Below are 18,090 nucleotides of genomic sequence, written 5' to 3'. Positions count from 1 at the left end.
CTAGCAGGACTGGCCCATTTTTAATCCGGTGCTACCGGCCGATCCGTGGCCCCTTTTATTCCCGGTGTTCTCAGCTGTCCGGTGAAGTATCCGATGTCGAACGTCTTGTCGGCGAGCCAGTAGATCAGCGCATACCCTGCGATCTCCGCAAGATGCGCGGCGATAACCAGCGTAAGCACGGCCGGCACCAGAATGCGCGGATGCCTCGACTTCCGTTCAAACCGGCCGACAAGCATCAGTGCTTCGAGATGGAAGATCGTGGTGCCGATCACGGCGATCAGCGCCAGAACGATGGAGATGGTCGCATCGTACAAGGGAGAGCCGATCCAGAGATATGCGGCATCCGGCCGTACAGGGGGGAGATGGCCGGATGCCGCATTGTGTACCGGCGGTGTTGGGTTGGGGAGGGAACGCACCGGCGAAACAAGCAATAGGGTCTCGTGTCTGTCTTGCCGAATACCGCGAGGTTAAACTCCTGTAAGGAAGGGGTGTCGCTGGTCAGGAACATCCTGCGTCGCGGCGAGGCCATACGGAAACAAGCCTCCGGCTTGGAGCCGGAGGCTTGCCCTGTCCGCTCGCGGCGGTGAGCGGATCAGCCGGTTGTGTTCATTCGACGGTTACGGATTTGGCAAGATTGCGCGGCTGGTCGACGTCCGTGCCCTTGACCAGGGCAGTGTGATAGGCGAGCAGCTGGATCGGAACAGCATTGACCAGCGGGGCAATCAGCGGGTGTACCTTGGGCATGGTAATGGTTGCATGGCAGCCGGCACCGGCCGCCTCGATCCCGTCGTAGTCCGAAATCAGGATGATCCGCCCGCCGCGTGCCTGCACCTCGTGGAGGTTCGATACGGTCTTTTCAAACAGCGGGCCGGAGGGCGCGATTACCACCACTGGCACGTCCTCGTCGATTAGCGCGATCGGGCCGTGCTTCATTTCGCCCGCAGCATAGCCTTCGGCGTGGATGTAAGTGATCTCCTTCAGCTTGAGCGCGCCTTCCATCGCCAGCGGGTAATCGGCACCGCGGCCCAGAAACAGCACGTCACGTGCTTCGGCGAGTGACTGGGCAACGGTCCGGATCTCGTCCTCATATCCCAGCGCGGCATTGAGCGCAGCCGGTGCCTCGGCGAGATGGCGCACGACATGGCGGACATCGGCTGCGTTCATCCGCCCGTTCGCGAAGGCAAGGTTGGTGGCGAAGGCCGCCAGCACGGCAAGCTGGCAGGTGAACGCCTTGGTCGAGGCGACACCGATTTCCGGGCCTGCGTTGGTGGGCAGCAGCAGGTCGGCCTCTCGCGCCATCGTGCTGGAGGGTACATTGACGACCACGGCGATCTTCTGTCCCTCGCCGCGTGCATGGCGCAGCGCGGCCAGCGTATCGGCAGTTTCGCCCGATTGGCTGATGAACAACGCCAGCCCGCCGTTTTCCATGCGCGGCTCGCGATAGCGGAACTCGCTCGCAAAATCGATGTCGACGGGGATTTCGGCGAACTGCTCGATCCAGTAGCGGGCGATCATCCCGGCGTAGTAACTTGTGCCGCAGGCCACGATCGTCACCCGCTTCACCCCGGCAAGATCAAATTCCGGAATGGGTAACGAGATGGTGCCTTCAAGCCGCCGCAAGTAGGACCTGAGCGTCTGCGCGACGACGACCGGCTGTTCGTGGATCTCCTTGTGCATGAAATGCGGGTGATTGCCCTTGTCCGCCGTATCGCTCGAAACACCGGAATCGACAACGGCGCGCGTGACCTGCTGGTTGGCGACATCATGCACTTGCGCCCCAGCGCGCGTGAGGACCACCCAATCGCCTTCCTCCAGATAGCTGATCCGGCGGGTGAGCGGCGCCAATGCCAGCGCATCGGACCCGAGATAGGCCTCGTTCTCGCCGAAGCCGAGCACCAGGGGCGAACCCTGCCGCGCGCCGATCAGCATGTCGGGCTGCCGGCGGAACATGATCGCCAGAGCGAATGCGCCGCGCAGCCGCGGCAAGGTCTGACGCACGGCATCGACGGGGCTCACGCCGTCTTCCACCAGTTCGCTGATGAGGTGCGCCACAACTTCGGTGTCGGTCTCGCTCTCGAAATGGCGACCGCGCGCCATAAGTTCGTCGCGCAGCACCTTGAAGTTCTCGATGATGCCGTTGTGCACCACAGCAACTTCCCCGGTGGCATGGGGGTGGGCATTGGAGGTGGTCGGCGCGCCATGGGTGGCCCAGCGCGTATGGGCTATTCCGGTAGTGCCGTTCAGGGGGTGCTCGGCCAGCACGCGCCCCAGATTGATCAGCTTGCCTTCGGCACGGCGGCGGACGATCGCACCATCTTCTATGCTGGCGATTCCTGCCGAATCATATCCGCGGTACTCCAGCCGGCGCAGCGCGGTGAAGAGGCGATCCTCAACGGGCAGGCCACTCACGATACCGACAATTCCACACATGATATGTCCCTTTTCTTGCGGATGCCGCCCGAAGGTGGCCATCGCCGTTCAGTGGGGTCAATGTGCGCCGGCGGCCTTTGCCGCCCAATGTCGGGCAGGTTACGAGTGCGTCATGCAGATCGTAGCCGATGCGAGATCCCGCCACATCAGGTGCGTGCGAGCGGTCCTTTTGATCCGATGTGGGCATTATTTTCGAAAGGGCCATTGCATCGCATTCCAACATGCGGCAATTGCTCGGGCGCTTTCTGCACCTGCAGGTTGGACCTCTGCCGGGCGGGTACACTTTATTGGTATCGGGCTGGTTATATGGTTCCACTTGCGTCCTTTGGACGGAAACTGCTTGTCTTTGCGGCAATCTGCAGCGTTTCTGGCGAACTTTATGCGCAGGATGCTGTGGGCCAGACCGATCAGGCCGCTGTCTCTCGGCTGACTCTTGACGCGGCGCTGCTGGCCGCCGAGAACGACAATATCGATGTTCTGCGGTCGCGGCTTGCTATCCGCACGGCGGAGGCCAACCGGCGGATCGCGGATACCGCACCCAATCCCAACCTGAATCTCACCGCAGTCCAGATCAGGCCGAACCTGATCGGTTCACGGCCGATCGGACAACTTGCCGATACGCTGGTCAGTGTGGACATGGTGCTGGAGCGCGGTGGCAAGCGGCGGGCGCGCACAGCGGCAGCCTCCGCCTTGCTGGCAGCCAGTCGAACCGATCTGGCAGCGACACGGCGAGATATCCGCGAGGCGATCTTTGACAGCTACTTCGATCTCAAGGCGGCAGAGCAACGCGTTGACCTTCTCGGAAAGATTGCGGCCAGCTATGATCAGGGCCTGCAACTGGCCAGCCTGAAGACACGCACCGGTGCCCTTTCCGGTGCCGATCTGGCACGCCAGAAGGTGGAAGCGTCCCGCGCCAAGACCGATCTCCAGCAGGCCCAGACCGATCTACGCTCGGCTCGGCTCGTCCTTGCCACCCTGGTCGGTCAGGAGCGCATCGCGGACACACTGGCTACCGGTTCGGACTGGCCGGCTGGTGACGCAGGCGGCCAAACGGCTCCTGCCGATCTCCTTGCGCTGCAGCGTCCCGAAGTGCTTTCGGCGCAATCGCGACTCAGCGCCGCCCAGCGCAGCCTCGATGGAGCCAATGCGCTGCGCAAGCAGGATGTAACGGTCACGCTTCAGTATGAACGCGCGCCCGCATCGCTGGGCATCGGCAGTTCGGTCGGCTTCGGGCTCTCGGTGCCCCTTGCGGTGCGCAACCGCTATCGCGGCGAGATCGACGCGGCAGGCACCCAGCTCGTGCAGGCTGAAGCGGAACTGCGCAAGGCGACGGCGGTGGCCACCGCCGACATCATGATCGCCCGCAATGCCTATCAGCAGGCGGCGATGCGACGCAGAACGATCGAGGACGAGCAGCTTCCGGCAGCGCGCCATGCGGCGCAGATTGCCGAGTTCGCCTATGGCAATGGCGCCACGTCGCTGCTCGAGCTGCTCGATGCCCGCCGCTCGCTGCGCGCGGTCGAGCTTGATACGATCGATGCGCGCAATGACGAGGCGCATGCCCTTGCCCGCCTTAATGCGGCCCAGACCACTGCGGATGACAACTGAAATGCGCGCTACAACCTTGTTTTCGGGAACTGTTCTGCTCGCTCTGGCAGCTGGCACGTTGACCGCATGTGGCAGTTCCGCCCCGCCCGAGGCGCCGCCTGCGAAGACCGAGCCCGGGGTCATCGCCTTTGCACCCGGCGCGGATGAACTCAATGCGGTGACGGTCGTGACGGCCAAGACCAGTCCGCTGCCCGTGTCGGCCGACCTCAATGCCCGGCTCGTGGTGGACGAGACGCTGACCAGCCGGGTCGGCACACCGGTGGCCGGACGAGTGACCCAGCTGCTCGCCGATATCGCCCAGCCGGTCCGTGCCGGGCAGGTCCTCGCCACCATCGATGCGCCCGATCTGGGCCAGGCGCGGGCCGATGTGCTGACAGCGCAGGCGGTCAGCGCCCAGAAGGCGCGCGAGATGACACGCTCGCGCGTGCTCTTTCAGGGCGAGGCCATCGCGCGGCGCGATCTCGAAGCGGCCGAGGCGGATGCGGCATCTGCCGGTGCCGAGCTGGAACGGGCCCGGCTGCGGCTGCGCAATCTTGGCGGCGGGAGAGGGGACAGCCTCGCGCTGACCAGCCCCATCGGCGGTTATGTCGTCGATCGCCAGCTCAATCCCGGGCAGCAGGTCAGCGCCGGGCAGGGGCCGCTGTTCACCGTGTCCGATCCGACCCGGCTGTGGCTTCTGGTCGATGTTCCCGAAGATGCCGCCGGGCGTGCCAAAGTGGGCGAGATGGTTGAGTTCTCCGTACCCGCATGGCCCGACCGGTCCTTCTCTGGCCGGGTGACGAAAGTGGGTCTGGCAGTGGATCCCAACACGCGGCGCGTGCAGCTTCGCGCCGAAGTGGCAAACGCAGATCTTGCCCTCAAACCGGAAATGTATGCCCGCGCCAGACTCGTTACCGATGACGGGCGCACTGCGATCAAGGTGCCCAACGCCGCCATCGTCGAGGTCGGCATCAAGAGTTTCGTGTTCCGGGTCGAAGCACCCGGCCGGTTCCGCCGGATCCCGGTCGAGGTGGGCGAGCGGGGCGAGAACTTCTCATTCGTGACCTCGGGCCTCAAGGACAATGACCGGATTGTCGGCGAAGGCGCGCTTCTGCTTAACGCCCAGATGTCCGGGAACTGACGCCGATGCTCGAGAAACTGGCGACGTTCGTCATCGAGAAGCGCATTTTCGTGCTTCTGATGGTGGCTGCTCTCGTCTTTGTCGGGGTCCGCGCTGTCTCGACCCTGCCGATCGAGGCCTTCCCCGATGTCCAGGACGTGCAGGTCGTGGTCATCAGCCAGCAGCCCGGTCAGGCGCCGGAAGAGATCGAGCGCGCGATTTCGCTGCCTATCGAGCGTGCGCTGGCGGGAACGCCCGGCGTGACGGACATGCGCTCGGTCTCGATCACGGGCCTGTCGGTCGTTACCCTGATCTTCCGCGACGGAACGGATGACTACTTTGCGCGCTCGCAAGTGCTCGAAAAGCTGCGCGATGCCGATCTGCCCAGTGGCGTCACCCCGAGTCTGGCTCCGCTTTCCACCGCAGTCGGCGAAGTCTACCGCTATGTTCTCGACAAGCCGGCGGACATGCCGCTCTATGAAGCGCGCGCGATCCAGGACTTCGTGATCAGGCCGCGCATCCGCATGGTTTCGGGCGTGGCGGACGTTTCGAGCTTTGGCGGAAGCATCAAGCAGTATCAGGTCCTGGTCCGGCCCGACCAGCTCAAGCGGTTCGGCGTCACCATTGCCGACGTCCAGAACGCGGTGGGCAACGCCAACTCGAACGTTGGCGGCGGCTTCATCCGCAAGGGCGACGAGGATGTCGTGGTGCGCGGCGTTGGCCTGTTCAACTCCATCGACGACGTCGGCAACGCCGTCGTCAAGCAGGTCAACGGTACGCCGATCCTGATCCGCGATATCGGCGAGGTGAAGATCGGCTCCCCCGAACGGGCGGGCATCGTCTCCTATGACCGGGAGAACGATGTGAGCGAAGGCATCGTCACCGTGGTCAAGGGCCAGAACGCCGCGCTCGTCGTTGCGGATGTCCGGCAGGCGGTCGACGAACTCAATGCGCAGTTCCGCCTCGATGCCCAGCGCTCCGGCAAGCAGCCCATCCAGATTCGCCCGACCTACCAGCGCACCAAGCTGCTCGACCGCACGGTGGAGACCGTGAGCGAAAACCTCCTCGTCGGCGCGACTCTCGTCACGGTGATCCTGCTGGTGTTCCTGCGCAACTGGCGCGCGGCCATGGTCGTTGCCGCGATCATCCCGTTGGCGCTGCTGGCGGCTTTCACCGGCCTAAGCCTCGCCAACGTGCCGGCCAATCTCATCTCGATGGGTGCGGTCGATTTCGGCATCATCATCGATTCCGCCGTGGTCATGATCGAAGCGCTGATGGTCGCGCTGGCCATGGAGGCAGCGCGAACCAAGGGGCAGGCACCAGACATCGCGCGGCGCAAGGAGGTTCTGCGCAAGGTCGTGGTCGATCTCGCCCGGCCGATCCTCTTCTCGAAGGCCATCATTATCATGGCCTTTGTCCCGATCTTCGCGTTCCAGCGGGTCGAGGGCAAGATGTTCCGACCCGTTGCGCTGACCCTGTCATTCGCTCTGGCCTCAGCTCTTGTACTGACGCTCACCTTCCTGCCGACCGTGCTCAGCTTTCTCGTCGAGCGCTACGACATGGCCGAGCGCCATGTGGCCTGGATCGACCGGATGCGGGATACCTATCGCCGCGTTCTCGATTGGGCCCTTTTGCGGACCAAGGCCATCTTCCTTGCATCGGGCGCGCTTTTGCTGGTGACCGTCCTCCTCATCCCGCGCCTCGGCACCGAATTCCTGCCAAAGCTGGATGAAGGCAATATCTGGCTGACGATCCAGCTCACCCCATCGTCGGCTATCGAGACAACACGAAGGGTTGAAGCGCAGGCCCGCGCGATCATGCTGTCCTATCCGGAGGTCGCCCACATCGGCACCGAAACCGGCCGGCCCGACGACGGCACCGACCCGAAGGGGCCGTCCAGCCTGCAGATGCTGATCGAACTGAAGCCTCGCGGAGAATGGCGCCCCCAGTTCCCGACCAAGGCGGCACTCGAAGACGACATGCGCGCCAAGTTTGCGAAGATGCCCGGTGTGCCGACCAATTTCAGCCAGTACATCGAGGACAACGTCGAAGAGAGCCTGTCCGGTGTGAAGGGCGAGATTTCGATCAAGATCACCGGCGACGACCTCAACGTGCTTGAAGAGCTTGGCAGGAAGACGTCCGACGTCGTCAGCAAGGTCCCCGGGGCCTCTGACGTCGATGAAGTCAAGATCGGCGGGCAGACCGAGGTGCGCGCCATTCTCGATCGCGGCGCGATGGCCCGCTATGGCATCAATTCGGACGATGCCAACAACGTGATCGCGACGGCGTTTGGCGGGGCCGTCGTCGGCACCGCTTACGAGAAGGATCGCAATTTCGATATTGTCGTCCGCCTTGCCGGCGATCAGCGCAACGCGGTAGATGATCTGGCCCAGTTGCAGGTGCCCCTGCCGGCGGGCGGTACCATCTCGCTGGGCGAGATCGCGCGCATCGAATTGCTCGTCGGAGCCTCGCGCATCAGCCGCGAGAATGGCAGCAGAAACGTCGCGGTGAAGGCCAATGTCGATGGCCGCGATCAGGGCGGCTTTGTGGCCGAAGCCCAGAAAACAGTAGCCGAGCAGGTCAAGCTGCCGGCCGGTTACCAGATGACCTGGGGCGGCCAGTTCGAAAACCAGCAGCGGGCGATGAAGCGGCTGGAACTGATCGTGCCGATCGCTTTGCTCGGGGTTTTCGTCCTTCTGTTCGGAGCCTTCCGTTCGGTGCGTTCGGCCGCGCTGATCCTTGCCATGGTGCCCTTCACCAGTATCGGCGGCGTTGCGGCGCTGGGCTTTGCCGGATTGCACATGTCGGTTTCGGCCGCAGTCGGGTTCATCGCGGTGGCGGGCATCTCGGTGCAAAACGGGGTGGTGATGCTCGAACACATCACGCACAAGCTCCAATCCGGTGAAACCTTCCACACCGCGGTGATCGAGGGCGCTGTCGACCGGCTCCGTCCCATCCTGATGACGGCGCTGATGGCCGGACTGGGCCTCCTGCCCGCTGCACTTTCGACCGGAATCGGCTCGGAGACCCAGCGTCCCTTCGCCTGTGTGATCGTGGGCGGGATCGTGACCGCCACCCTGTTCATGCTCCTGCTCCTGCCGCTGTCGCTTGTCTGGCTGGAAAGCCGCCGCAAGGCTGAACCGGGCGAAGCCACGCCGGAGCCTGCGGCTTGATCCACCGCCGGTCAGCGCTGGGGCCCGGCCGTACTGCCCGGCCGGGCGCTGCCTGGCTGGTGCTGGCGCTGGTCCTTGCGCTGCTGGGCCAGAGCTTTCTGGCGCAAACTCACCATCACTTCGACACGAGCCCCGTCGCAACGGCTCCGGCGCATCCCGCGCCGGTGGGGAGCGACCATCATGACCCTGCGGACCGGAGCAGCGACTGCCCGATCTGCCTCAGCCTCAGCCACCTCGGCTCCTATCTCCCGCCCCCGGTGCAGACTCTGCCAATCGTACTGGTGGTGGTCTACCGGGCGTTCCTGTCGCCTGCGCTTCCGTTCGTCTGGAAGCGGCGGTATCTGCTGCCGCGCAGCCGCGCGCCTCCTCACGGGTTTCTCGCCTGATCGATTGATGGCCGGCTTCGGCTCGCGGGGGTGCCTCCACGCCAGCGCGGGCAGGCTGGTCCTCTCCGTCCAAGAGAAATCCGGAGTAATCCCATGCGTCATACCTTCCTGCTCGGCGCCGCCATCGCGGCGCTTATCCCCGCTTGTGCTTTTGCCCAGGTCGCGCCTGCACCTGCCACCGATGGATCCGGCAATCCTGCCGGTGAGATCGTCGTCACCGCCAAGCGGCTCGATGATGCCCGCGATGCCATCCGCCCTTCGCTCGGCGCCAGCGACTACCAGATCAACCGGACGATGCTCGACACCCAGCCGGGCGGGCCCAACCGCAGCCTGGCGCAGGTCCTGTTGCAAGCGCCCGGCGTCACGCTTGACAGCTACGGTTCGATCCACGTCCGCAACGAGCACGCCAACCTGCAGTACCGGCTCAACGGGGTGATCGTTCCTGAAAGCATTTCCGGTTTCGGAGCGACTTTCGATCCGCGCATCGCGGATTCGATCGATCTCGTGACCGGTACGCTGCCGGCGCAATATGGCTATCGCACATCTGGCGTGGTCAATATCAAGACGGCAGCCGGCCGCTTTGAAGACGGGGGCGAGATCGGCGTTTACGGGGGAAGTCATGGCACGATCCAGCCCAGCGCCTCGATTGACGGCACATCCGGCAATCTCAGCTATTTTGCTTCGGGAAGCTTCCTGCAGAATGATCTCGGCGTCGAGAACACGACAAGCGCGCGTAATGCCATCCATGATCGTACCCAACAGTACCGCGGCTTTGGCTATGTGTCGGACGTCCTCTCGGACACGAGCCGGATCACGGCCTTCGGCGGCACGTCGATCGGCTACTTCCAGATCCCCAATAATCCGGGCCAGTCGGGGCAGTTCACTCTCAATGGCGAGAACGCCTACGATTCGTCACAGCTCAATCAGAACCAGCGCGAGATCACGCACTACGGAGTGCTGGCCTATCAGTATGGCGCCGGCGATCTCAATTTCGAGATCGCGCCGTTTGTCCGTTATTCGCAGACCCGCTATCTGCCCGATCCGCAGGGGGGCGATCTGATCCTGGCGGGCGTGGCCGATACGACGCGCCTGTCGAGCCTGACGGCCGGTGTGCAGGCCGATGGCAGCTACAAGCTTTCGGACCAGCACACGCTGCGCTTCGGCCTGTTCTTCCAGAACGAGCGCACCCGCTCGAACGTCGTATCGCAGGTCTTCCCGGTCGATGGCGATGGCAATCAGACGTCCGATGCACCGCTGACAATCGCCGACAGCAGCAGTCGCAATGGCCAGCTCTACGGCATCTACCTGCAGGATGAATGGACGCTCACCCCTGAGCTCACGCTCAACTATGGCGCGCGCTATGATGCGGTGCGGGCCTATACGCGCGAGCAGCAGCTCAGCCCGCGCCTCAACCTTGTCTGGCGGCCTGCCAGCGGCACCACCTTCCACTTCGGCTACGCGCGCAATTTCACGCCGCCGCCGCAGGAACTGATTGCCTCGCCCACGCTTGCCCTCTTCGCCGGGACGACCAAGCAGACCGAGGTTACCACGGCTGATCCCGTCCGCGCCGAGCGCGAGCACTACATCGACGGCGGGATCGAACAGATCGTGGCACCGGGTTTCAAGCTGGGGCTCGATGCCTACTACAAGAAGAAGCGCAACCTGCTCGATGAAGGCCAGTTCGGGCCCTCGCTGGTGCTCTCGCCCTTCAACTACGCCGATGGCTTTGCCTGGGGCGTGGAGCTGAGTGCCAGCTATATCCACGGGCCGTTCGATCTCTTTGCCAATGTCGCGCGCGGACAGGAGAAGGGACGGAATATCATCTCGAGCCAGTACTTCTTCGCGCCGGACGAGCTGGCCTATATCTCGAACCACTACATCTTCACCGACCATTCGCAGCGCTGGACCGCCTCGGGCGGGGCCTCGGCGACCATCCATGACGGGCTGGGCCGGCTCATTCCGTCGATGACCTTCCTCTATGGTGATGGCCTGAGGGCGGATGATCCGGCCGGGATCGTGCCCAATGGGGGCAAGCTGCCGTCCTATTTCACCGCCAATCTCGGGATTTCCCAGAAGATCGACCGCGAAGGCCCCCTCAAGGGGCTGACGCTGCGGGTCGATGTGGTCAACCTGTTCGACAAGACGTACCTGCTGCGCGATGGCTCGGGCGTCGGGGTCGGTGCGCCGCAATATGGCGCGCGGCGCGGGGTCTTCTTCGGCATCAACAAGGCGTTCTGATACGGGTCCCGCTCTTGCTCTGTGCAGTGCTGGCTTCGGGTTTGCTTTTCGTCGGGTTGTGGCGGGAACATGGTTCCGGGGCTTGCTTGCCAGGCAAGGGCGGGAGACACCAACCAAGCTGGCATGCGTGCAGGGCCGGTAGAGAATGCAGCTGGGGCTGGCGGCAAGATCGGCTTCTCGTCTTCGGGCCCATCTGCCAGAGCAGCCGGGTGCCGACTTCAACGATGTTCTGCGAGCCCGGCAGTCCCTGCGCTCTGCTGGGCAGCCAGTCACCTCTTTCGATCTGTATTGGAAGAGTTCGATGCTGTGATGTCATGACTCGATTAAGGAGAATTGCCTGCGCTCGATCGACTTTGCGCAAGGCTCATCCGCTTTCGTTGCGGCTACTTGATGCTGATAGAGCGATCATCGACCGTGCGACCAGCATGCGTGGCCGTTCACGAACGGAATTCATGCAAGATGCGGCATTGCGGACTGCCGAGGAAGAAATCATGGAAAACACGCTGATCCCATGGCGCCGGAGGGCTTTGCCGCCTTCGTCGCCGCTTACAACTTCGGACGCCGCCTCAAGATACTGAAGGGCCTCACGCCCTATGAAGCCATCTGCAAAGCCTGGCTTCGCGAGCCTCAACGATTTAAGTCAGATCCGACCCACCAAATTCCGGGACCAAACATCTAATCTCGGAGTGCCAATAGCGATTAAAAATAAATGTCCTGATTTAGAAATGCTTTTCAACTATTAACATTACCGGCGGTGCGCAATTGAAATTAAAAATAGGTATAATTTACAATATACTAGATTATGCTGTAATACATCTACGCGTCAAGACAAGCAAAATCAAAGTCAATTCAGCTGTTCAATGGAATCTTTATTCGAATCATGTAAAATTATTCGACCGGAAAGGACTTCTTCGGACTGGTTGACCTCAATAACTTCAATCGCCTTGGCCACATGAATAGCGGGTAGGTGCAATTGCTGTGCATCTAGATCTGAAAGGATATTTCGCAACCGCTCGCATATTTGAATTATTGTAACTGACATTGCGAGATCCTTCGCCTTATTTCTTCGGACCACGTGGTGTCCGTAGCAGACTCTTCGCTGTTGAGACAAGTGTCTAACGTTCGTTACCTATCCTTCGCGTTCGAAGCGCTCGACTGCAAGGCCTGATCAGTTGTGAATGCGCTCCTGACATTTGAAGTTGCTTCGGTCGCATGCGCAAAGGAGGAAGGAATCTGGTTGAGCGCAAGGCGTTACGTAACGAATGACTGCTCCAGCTTGGTGGAGTGGTCGCACTACGGCATTGTTGACGGAATGTGGGGATGGCACGTCGAGTACTGATGAGCCTTTCCCCGAGCTCTTGAACCCTTTGTATAGGACGGGCGATCCAGCGGCGGAGGCAGGCTGCACTTCTGTGTGTTACGTAACGAACTCAGCTACCGAGTCGGTCAGCCGATGATCATCAGCATCATGCATTGCCAGCCATGATTTGCGGAGAAGGTTCGCTGCGAACCAGTTTCGTTACGTTACGTTCCTTCCAGCGGGTTTGGTACATTGACCGCATCCACTGCCGCTCGCCGACCAATCGGTGTCGACTTTTCCGGTCGGAGATCTCGCATTTCAATCGGTCCTCGAAATCGCGCCCGACGACCAGCGTGCACGAGGAGATTTCTCTGGCGGACGGGTTGCTTCGACGGGTCAGGCTTTGTCGATAGGCGCAGCGTTACGTAACGAAGAGGTCTGATCATGGTCACTTGCGGTGTCTTGATGGTTTCCTCTTTCTCGTTCCTCGCAAAGGCCAAACATCATCTCGCACGGTGCCAGACTGCCTTCGCTTGTGGTGATAGTTGCTGGTGCCGACTCCGCCCGATGCAAAAGGCTAGCAGCGGTCCACCCGTCGATTGAGCATGCAAAACGATCAGTTTAGCTTAAGTTGACTTGCACCCCGATACGGATTTGCTACGGGTTCCGCCGCATTTGCTGACATCGATGCAAGCAGGTGTGGGGAGCGAATTGTCGATGGCCGACGGGGGAACAAGCGAGCCGATTTCGTCGAGCCGAAGCGAACTTTTCGAGATCGTCGAAAATGCGCTCCTCATTGCAGACCAGCTCGAACTCCACATGGCCGCCATTCATCTCCAGTCCGCCCTCCATGTCCTGGCCCTGAGCCTCGACGATGCATCTGAAAGCAACGGCTAGAAGGTCTGCGACGTCAGGTCCCGATCAAGCAGCAATAGTAAACTAGGCAAAAACTTCGATTCCGCGTAAGAGCAAGCTCATGGCGCGGGGCAATCTGACACCCAAAGAAATCGAAGCCCTAGCGCTCATTGCACAGGGCCATGATGCGAAATCGGCTGCGCGCGAGCTATCCGTTTCATCTCATACGATCTACGAGCGCCTAAGGCGGGCTCGCGAGAAGCTAGGCGCCGAAAACAGCCGGGCTGCGGCAAGGCAACTGTTTGCTGGGACCCAGACAGACAACGAAAAATCACTATCCGAATTTTTGGTCCTATCGGATGTCCAGCAGTTCGATGCAGGTCTCGATGTGCCGCGGTTGCCGGCAATCGAAGATTGGGTTTGCGACCCAGACCGGGCGACAGGGAAAGACTCTCCTCCCGACGCGTTAGTCTGGACACACCATCTTCCATTGCGGGCGCCTGGGCAGAGGGAAGTTCGCGCGTCGAAGATAGAACGCCTGCGTTTGATTGGTGAGCTTTCAGCGCGGCTGGCAATGGCCTTTGTGGCGATTTGCCTTGCTGCGATGGTTTTGAGCACGCTTCTTCAGCGATCCTAACCCTCCATGGTCTGCATTGAACTATGGGAGTTACTACTATGCTTAACGAACGCCTTGCTGCCACCCGCCCGATTGCCCAGAGCCTCAAGGGCGCCGAGCAGGCCTTGACGGCAACTGTCCGCCAGATGGGCACGCTGCTTGTTGATATATCCAATGCCAAGGACGCGAAGGGCACGCACTTTGCGCTGGATGCCGGACTTGCTGCCTCTGAAAGTGTGGCGCTCGCGGCCATCAGCGCCATCCAGAGCTACCAGCACATGGTTGCGGCCCACGGGCACCTTGCCGCTGATCGTGATGCGGCCGGCCTCAAGGTGACCAGCTTTGGTGATGTCTGCCCGCCGCTCAGGGCAGTGGGCACAGAAGTCGCGCCAGGACTGCGCGTCGTCGGAGAGTGATGGCAAGGGCACTGATATTCTCGGGCTTGTTGCTGGCCGTATGCATCTTTGCGATGGTGCGCGGCGGCAAGCCCGAGCGATACGCCGCATGGATGTATGTGGCTGCATTTGTTGCAAGTGCCCTGTCAGCACAGTTCGGTGCCGAACTTTACCACTCGATCAACTGGGGCATTTTCGTGATCGACCTGATCTTGGCGGTATCGCTCGGTGCGCTTGCGCTGCATGCAAACCGGTATTGGACAATATGGGCAAGTTCGATCCAGATAGTAGCCATCCTGGCGCATCTTGCGAAGATGCTGGTGCCGGAGATCGCGGCCACCGCTTACCAGATTACCCTCTTGGTCTGGTCTTACGCCGTGATACCGCTTCTGGTCGCGGCCACCTATCGCCACCGCCAGCGTCTTCACCTGTACGGGGCAGATTCGGCGTGGAGTGCCCAGGAGGCCAGCGCGGAGACCTAGACGACAACGCTATCGATGCCTGCCGCTACATTGCGCTGCCTCGGCTGGGATCGGCGGTCTCCGACGCGTCGCCCCTTCTTGCCTATCTATTTGAACTTGCGCGCGATCGTAGTGACGAATTCGTCCATGCGTTCTTCATCAATCGCGCCGGGCAATTGGCATGGAGCGAAACCTTTGCGAATGGTCGCTATTCGTGCGCCCAAGTCGAATTTCGGTCCTTGATCTGTACGGCCTTGCGAACTGACGCGACTGGAATCATCCTGGCCCATAACCATCCATCGGGCAGGGCTATGCCCAGTCCAAAAGATGTGACTGCCACGCTTGATCTGCAGCGAGTCTGCGCGAAGATCGGGATCGAACTGATCGACCACGTCATCATCGCGGGTGGTAGTTACTTCAGCTTCAAATCCGAATGTCTTCTGCAGGCCAAGCCATGAGCAAACCCAATGCCACTGGCTTCCCTCGCAGTGATCTGATCCGCCTTGTTGCCAGCCTGATTGACGAGTTACAGAGGTTCCGCGGTTTTGAGCTGCCAGTCGTTGCCGTGCTTCTGCGCGTCAGCGATGATGGCGACAACGCCGACGAATTTGATCTCGGTGAACTGAGCCGCCTTGCAGGCGTCTGCCGCGGCAACCTCGATCGCTTGCTTCGGGTGATGAGCGCCGAAGGCGCGATTGACTATCGAAGCGTGACTTCGAACACCGTCGAGATCCGGCTCAGCGCGAGGGGACGTCAGTTGCTCGGCAGGATACTCGCCCAAAATTCCTGAGAGAACGGCCAATTCTGGCCACAATCAAGGCAAATACGCTGTTAACCTTAGCGGGATCCGACGCCGACGTTAACCTTATCGGGCCATTCATTGCCGCGAAAACTCTCTGCAATGGAGCCGTTCGTGGAATCTGCCCGCCTGACGTTGATGCGTTTCCTGCTGATTATCGCTTTTGGGGTTGGATCCTTCACGGTTACCAATTCATCCAGTGCCAAGGCAGTCTCTGCCGGTGGCCTGTCGGCCGCCTCGCCCGCAGCGCGAGCCGCCGCGTTCGACGAGCATGGTGAGCTCGAAGCGATTGACCCTGATCAGGTTCCCATTCTCGTCGGAGAAGATACGCCATCGTCGCGGCACACCGGCGGCTGGTATGGCGATGAAACACCGAGATCGGTCCTTGACGGACCAGGACCGCTCTCCCTGCCGCGCCCGGTCACCGGCATGATCTCCGGTGTTTCGCCCGGCGATCGGTGGACTCCTGTGCAGGCGACAGATGCCTTTGACGGCAGTGATGGGGCAAGTTGCTGCGAGACTGACCCGAGCGGATTGGGTTCCAACCCCGCATTGCGACAAATCAGCCCACTGATCCCCCGACAGTCTGAAACCGAGATTGCGGCGGCTTGAAGCCCTTACTGGCCCAACCGTAAGGCGATCCGCTGCTGGCAATCTGCTAGAAACTCTCCTCTGGCGCCGGACCACTACCAGAAGCTCCAGACAGATCTCAATCGCGGAGATTCTGCGCAGTTAGCACTTCAATACGTTCGCACGAAAATGGAACTGATGCAGAGGTGGTCCTTGGTAGCCGCTGAACTTTACACGCATTCTCTGCCAAACCAAGGCGAGCCCAAGCGGCCTCGTAGGAGAGTTTCCTCTTTCGGCAATGATGATGAGCTTCTTCCTCAGCCTGCATGACCGGGCAGCTCCATTGAATGCCGTGCACCGCTCGACACCGCATCGAATGGAGATGTCCTCCTACAGGTTGCTGCAGCCCTCAGGCGCACATCCGCTGCCACACATCACCTTGGACTGTTGAGAAACTGGCGACAAACGTTTGCAACGTGCATTCCAGCTGGTTACCGCCCAATTCAACTAACCGCTAGAACCTGCACTTTAGGGCAATTCCCGGCAGAGGTGTCGGCAAGAAACAAACCGTTAATCTAACCGCAAAGCGTTGGCATCGGGAAAGGTTAACATCTGATCCGGCACACATTTTCGAGGATCAGGTCGCCAATGTCCAAGCACGTTTGGTGAGAGTTGGAGCTTTGTCGCGGCAGTGAATGGTCCATTTTGGACATAATTTGCCTAACGCTCTTCCGCGAATCTGGGGAAAAGTCCGATGCGGATGTAAACCGCGTGCTATACGAAGTGTTACTTATAGGTAGTTAACCTAGGCCGTGAACTCATAAAGCCGATGCTGGCTGTTGGCGTTGCGCGGCATCAGGTCTAGCATCGTCTGATGTTGTCGGTTGTCGCCCCCGCCTTCCTGTTAGCCGCTGGCGGCACGACCAGGGACCAGCAATTCGGTGCGTGGCAGGGTACAGAGGTTTGCGCCCATGATGCCGACAGCTTCGGCTGCACGAGAACCCTCCGCCAGTCGACCCCGAACTTGGATGTTATCCTGATCTTCCGGGACAGTTTCGCCATCCGAGCAACGGTTAGAAGCTGCGATCAAGAGGCAACTCGGGTCAGTTTCACCCCTGATCCGAAGGAATGGAAGCAGTTGTCCCTCGCAAAACGGATAGATCGGACGAAGCAGGTATTGACGCAATGGGCCGACGCGTCGGTCATCGGATGTAGCCACCCTGCGGCGTTGTCGTTCGACGGCTTTGAGAATGGCTTCTCTCGTCTGGATGCCGCTGCATCGGCCGATGTCGAGGTGCCCGCAAAATAGCTTCACTCGCGCTTCGAGATCTGATTCAGCATCGGCATGAGCCGATATGACCTGACCGACTTCGAGTGGCGCTTGATCGAGCCGCTGCTGCCCAACAAGCCACGAGGTGTTCCGCGCGTCAACGACCGGCGCGTGCTGAACGGCATCTTCTGGGTGTTACGCTCCGGTGCGCCATGGCGCGATCTCCCCGAGCGATATGGCCCGCGCACCACCTGCTATAACCGCTTCGTGCGATGGCGGAAGGCGGGCGTCTGGGACCGGATGATGGATGCCATCACGGCCGCGCATGACGGCGACATCCAGATGATCGACAGCACTTCTATCCGGGCGCACCAACAGGCTGCGACGGCAAAAAGGGGGATCGAGATCATTGTCTCGGTCGCTCCCGAGGTGGACTCACGACCAAAATCCACGCGGTCGTCGACGGGCAAGGCCTCCCGATCCGACTAAGCCTGACTGCGGGGCAAAGCCATGACGGCCAAGTCGCTGACGATCTGCTCGATCATGTTGGCGCTGGCACAATCGTGCTGGCGGACAAGGCTTATGACGCCGACCGCATCCGCGCATCTCTCCGCGACAAAGGCGCGTTCGCCAACATCCCACCCAAGGCCAACCGGCGGTCAAAACCCTACTTCAGCACATGGCTCTATCGCGAGCGCAACCTGATCGAGCGCTTCTTCTCCAAGCTGAAGCACTTCCGTCGGGTCGCCACCCGCTATGACAAGCTGGCTGAGAACTTCCTCGCAATGGTCCAACTCGCCTCAATGCGCCTGTGGTGTGGACCGGCGTGCAAAAGGGACCCCGTTAGCGGGGTGATCGGCGTCTAAAAGGGACCCCTCATTCTGATGGTG

The 18,090-nt window shown here is 61.1% G+C and carries 17 protein-coding genes and 1 pseudogene; 16 read left to right on the top strand and 2 right to left on the bottom strand.

Annotated features, from left to right (window positions below; translation table 11 throughout):
- Nucleotides 1-20: 20 nt before the first annotated feature.
- Both K5Q19_RS10485 and glmS read right to left on the bottom strand, forming a co-directional pair.
- Nucleotides 21-314, bottom strand: coding sequence for a hypothetical protein (locus tag K5Q19_RS10485; protein ID WP_292944563.1), 294 nt, complete (start codon nucleotides 312-314; stop codon nucleotides 21-23).
- A 292-nt stretch (nucleotides 315-606) separates the two neighbouring features.
- Nucleotides 607-2,430, bottom strand: a complete 1,824-nt coding sequence (glmS, locus tag K5Q19_RS10480; RefSeq protein ID WP_292944560.1) for a glutamine--fructose-6-phosphate transaminase (isomerizing) — start codon at nucleotides 2,428-2,430, stop codon at nucleotides 607-609.
- A gap of 393 nt (nucleotides 2,431-2,823) precedes the next feature.
- On the opposite strand from glmS, the gene K5Q19_RS10475 reads away from it, so the two are divergent.
- The 16 genes and pseudogenes from K5Q19_RS10475 (at nucleotide 2,824) to K5Q19_RS10400 (ending at nucleotide 18,066) form a co-directional block, all read left to right on the top strand.
- Complete coding sequence (locus tag K5Q19_RS10475) at nucleotides 2,824-4,038, top strand: TolC family protein (RefSeq protein ID WP_292944557.1); 1,215 nt, start codon at nucleotides 2,824-2,826, stop codon at nucleotides 4,036-4,038.
- Nucleotide 4,039: 1 nt separating this feature from the next.
- A complete protein-coding gene (locus K5Q19_RS10470) occupies nucleotides 4,040-5,158 on the top strand; it encodes an efflux RND transporter periplasmic adaptor subunit (RefSeq protein ID WP_292944554.1) in 1,119 nt (372 codons plus the stop codon).
- Nucleotides 5,159-5,163: 5 nt separating this feature from the next.
- Nucleotides 5,164-8,310 (top strand): CusA/CzcA family heavy metal efflux RND transporter, encoded by a 3,147-nt coding sequence (locus tag K5Q19_RS10465; protein ID WP_292944551.1) that lies wholly within the window; start codon nucleotides 5,164-5,166, stop codon nucleotides 8,308-8,310.
- A complete protein-coding gene (locus tag K5Q19_RS10460; RefSeq protein WP_292944548.1) occupies nucleotides 8,307-8,696 on the top strand; it encodes a DUF2946 family protein in 390 nt (129 codons plus the stop codon). Before K5Q19_RS10465 ends, K5Q19_RS10460 begins: the two co-directional genes overlap by 4 nt.
- A gap of 93 nt (nucleotides 8,697-8,789) precedes the next feature.
- Nucleotides 8,790-10,934 carry a TonB-dependent receptor gene (locus tag K5Q19_RS10455; protein WP_292944545.1) on the top strand — a complete coding sequence of 715 codons (2,145 nt, stop codon included), beginning with the start codon at nucleotides 8,790-8,792 and terminating at the stop codon, nucleotides 10,932-10,934.
- Between the two features lie 224 nt (nucleotides 10,935-11,158).
- Nucleotides 11,159-11,512, top strand: coding sequence for a DUF1778 domain-containing protein (locus K5Q19_RS21950; protein ID WP_365759200.1), 354 nt, complete (start codon nucleotides 11,159-11,161; stop codon nucleotides 11,510-11,512).
- Nucleotides 11,467-11,613: pseudogene (locus tag K5Q19_RS10445) on the top strand (IS481 family transposase); the annotation flags it as partial. The gene K5Q19_RS21950 and the pseudogene K5Q19_RS10445, both read left to right, overlap by 46 nt.
- Before the next feature lie 1,332 nt (nucleotides 11,614-12,945).
- Nucleotides 12,946-13,131, top strand: a complete 186-nt coding sequence (locus K5Q19_RS10440) for a hypothetical protein (RefSeq protein ID WP_292944539.1) — start codon at nucleotides 12,946-12,948, stop codon at nucleotides 13,129-13,131.
- A gap of 79 nt (nucleotides 13,132-13,210) precedes the next feature.
- Nucleotides 13,211-13,726 (top strand): helix-turn-helix transcriptional regulator, encoded by a 516-nt coding sequence (locus K5Q19_RS21945; RefSeq protein ID WP_365759191.1) that lies wholly within the window; start codon nucleotides 13,211-13,213, stop codon nucleotides 13,724-13,726.
- A gap of 38 nt (nucleotides 13,727-13,764) precedes the next feature.
- Nucleotides 13,765-14,121, top strand: coding sequence for a hypothetical protein (locus tag K5Q19_RS10430; protein ID WP_292944536.1), 357 nt, complete (start codon nucleotides 13,765-13,767; stop codon nucleotides 14,119-14,121).
- A complete protein-coding gene (locus K5Q19_RS10425; RefSeq protein WP_292944533.1) occupies nucleotides 14,121-14,582 on the top strand; it encodes a hypothetical protein in 462 nt (153 codons plus the stop codon). Before K5Q19_RS10430 ends, K5Q19_RS10425 begins: the two co-directional genes overlap by 1 nt.
- A complete protein-coding gene (locus tag K5Q19_RS10420; RefSeq protein ID WP_292944530.1) occupies nucleotides 14,549-15,019 on the top strand; it encodes a JAB domain-containing protein in 471 nt (156 codons plus the stop codon). The genes K5Q19_RS10425 and K5Q19_RS10420 overlap by 34 nt, the downstream gene beginning before the upstream one ends.
- The gene (locus tag K5Q19_RS10415) at nucleotides 15,016-15,351 is read left to right on the top strand and encodes a hypothetical protein (RefSeq protein WP_292944527.1); all 336 of its coding nucleotides are present in this window, start codon (nucleotides 15,016-15,018) and stop codon (nucleotides 15,349-15,351) included. Before K5Q19_RS10420 ends, K5Q19_RS10415 begins: the two co-directional genes overlap by 4 nt.
- Nucleotides 15,352-15,462: 111 nt before the next feature.
- Nucleotides 15,463-15,972 carry a hypothetical protein gene (locus tag K5Q19_RS10410; protein ID WP_292944524.1) on the top strand — a complete coding sequence of 170 codons (510 nt, stop codon included), beginning with the start codon at nucleotides 15,463-15,465 and terminating at the stop codon, nucleotides 15,970-15,972.
- 832 nt (nucleotides 15,973-16,804) lie between these two features.
- A complete protein-coding gene (locus K5Q19_RS10405; protein ID WP_292944521.1) occupies nucleotides 16,805-17,239 on the top strand; it encodes a hypothetical protein in 435 nt (144 codons plus the stop codon).
- Nucleotides 17,240-17,275: 36 nt separating this feature from the next.
- A protein-coding gene (locus K5Q19_RS10400; RefSeq protein ID WP_292944518.1) for an IS5 family transposase occupies nucleotides 17,276-18,066 on the top strand; the annotation gives its coding sequence in 2 pieces (ribosomal slippage) (nucleotides 17,276-17,576 and nucleotides 17,576-18,066; 792 coding nt in all).
- The last annotated feature ends 24 nt before the right edge of the window (nucleotides 18,067-18,090 follow it).

It is taken from the genome of Novosphingobium sp. (assembly GCF_019748365.1).
In the GTDB taxonomy this organism is placed as follows: Bacteria; Pseudomonadota; Alphaproteobacteria; order Sphingomonadales; family Sphingomonadaceae; genus Novosphingobium.
Note: the sequence above shows the minus strand (reverse complement) of the source record. Positions and strands in the feature narration are given on the sequence as shown.

Excerpts from the sequence above, each read along its gene's own strand:
- glmS (WP_292944560.1), bottom strand. The coding sequence starts at position 2,430 with ATGTGTGGAATTGTCGGTATCGTGAGTGGCCTGCCCGTTGAGGATCGC.
- K5Q19_RS10470 (WP_292944554.1), top strand. The coding sequence starts at position 4,040 with ATGCGCGCTACAACCTTGTTTTCGGGAACTGTTCTGCTCGCTCTGGCA.
- K5Q19_RS10465 (WP_292944551.1), top strand. The coding sequence starts at position 5,164 with ATGCTCGAGAAACTGGCGACGTTCGTCATCGAGAAGCGCATTTTCGTG.
- K5Q19_RS10455 (WP_292944545.1), top strand. The coding sequence starts at position 8,790 with ATGCGTCATACCTTCCTGCTCGGCGCCGCCATCGCGGCGCTTATCCCC.
- K5Q19_RS21950 (WP_365759200.1), top strand. The coding sequence starts at position 11,159 with ATGTTCTGCGAGCCCGGCAGTCCCTGCGCTCTGCTGGGCAGCCAGTCA.
- K5Q19_RS21945 (WP_365759191.1), top strand. The coding sequence starts at position 13,211 with ATGGCGCGGGGCAATCTGACACCCAAAGAAATCGAAGCCCTAGCGCTC.
- K5Q19_RS10430 (WP_292944536.1), top strand. The coding sequence starts at position 13,765 with ATGCTTAACGAACGCCTTGCTGCCACCCGCCCGATTGCCCAGAGCCTC.
- K5Q19_RS10425 (WP_292944533.1), top strand. The coding sequence starts at position 14,121 with ATGGCAAGGGCACTGATATTCTCGGGCTTGTTGCTGGCCGTATGCATC.
- K5Q19_RS10415 (WP_292944527.1), top strand. The coding sequence starts at position 15,016 with ATGAGCAAACCCAATGCCACTGGCTTCCCTCGCAGTGATCTGATCCGC.
- K5Q19_RS10410 (WP_292944524.1), top strand. The coding sequence starts at position 15,463 with ATGGAGCCGTTCGTGGAATCTGCCCGCCTGACGTTGATGCGTTTCCTG.
- K5Q19_RS10405 (WP_292944521.1), top strand. The coding sequence starts at position 16,805 with ATGTTGTCGGTTGTCGCCCCCGCCTTCCTGTTAGCCGCTGGCGGCACG.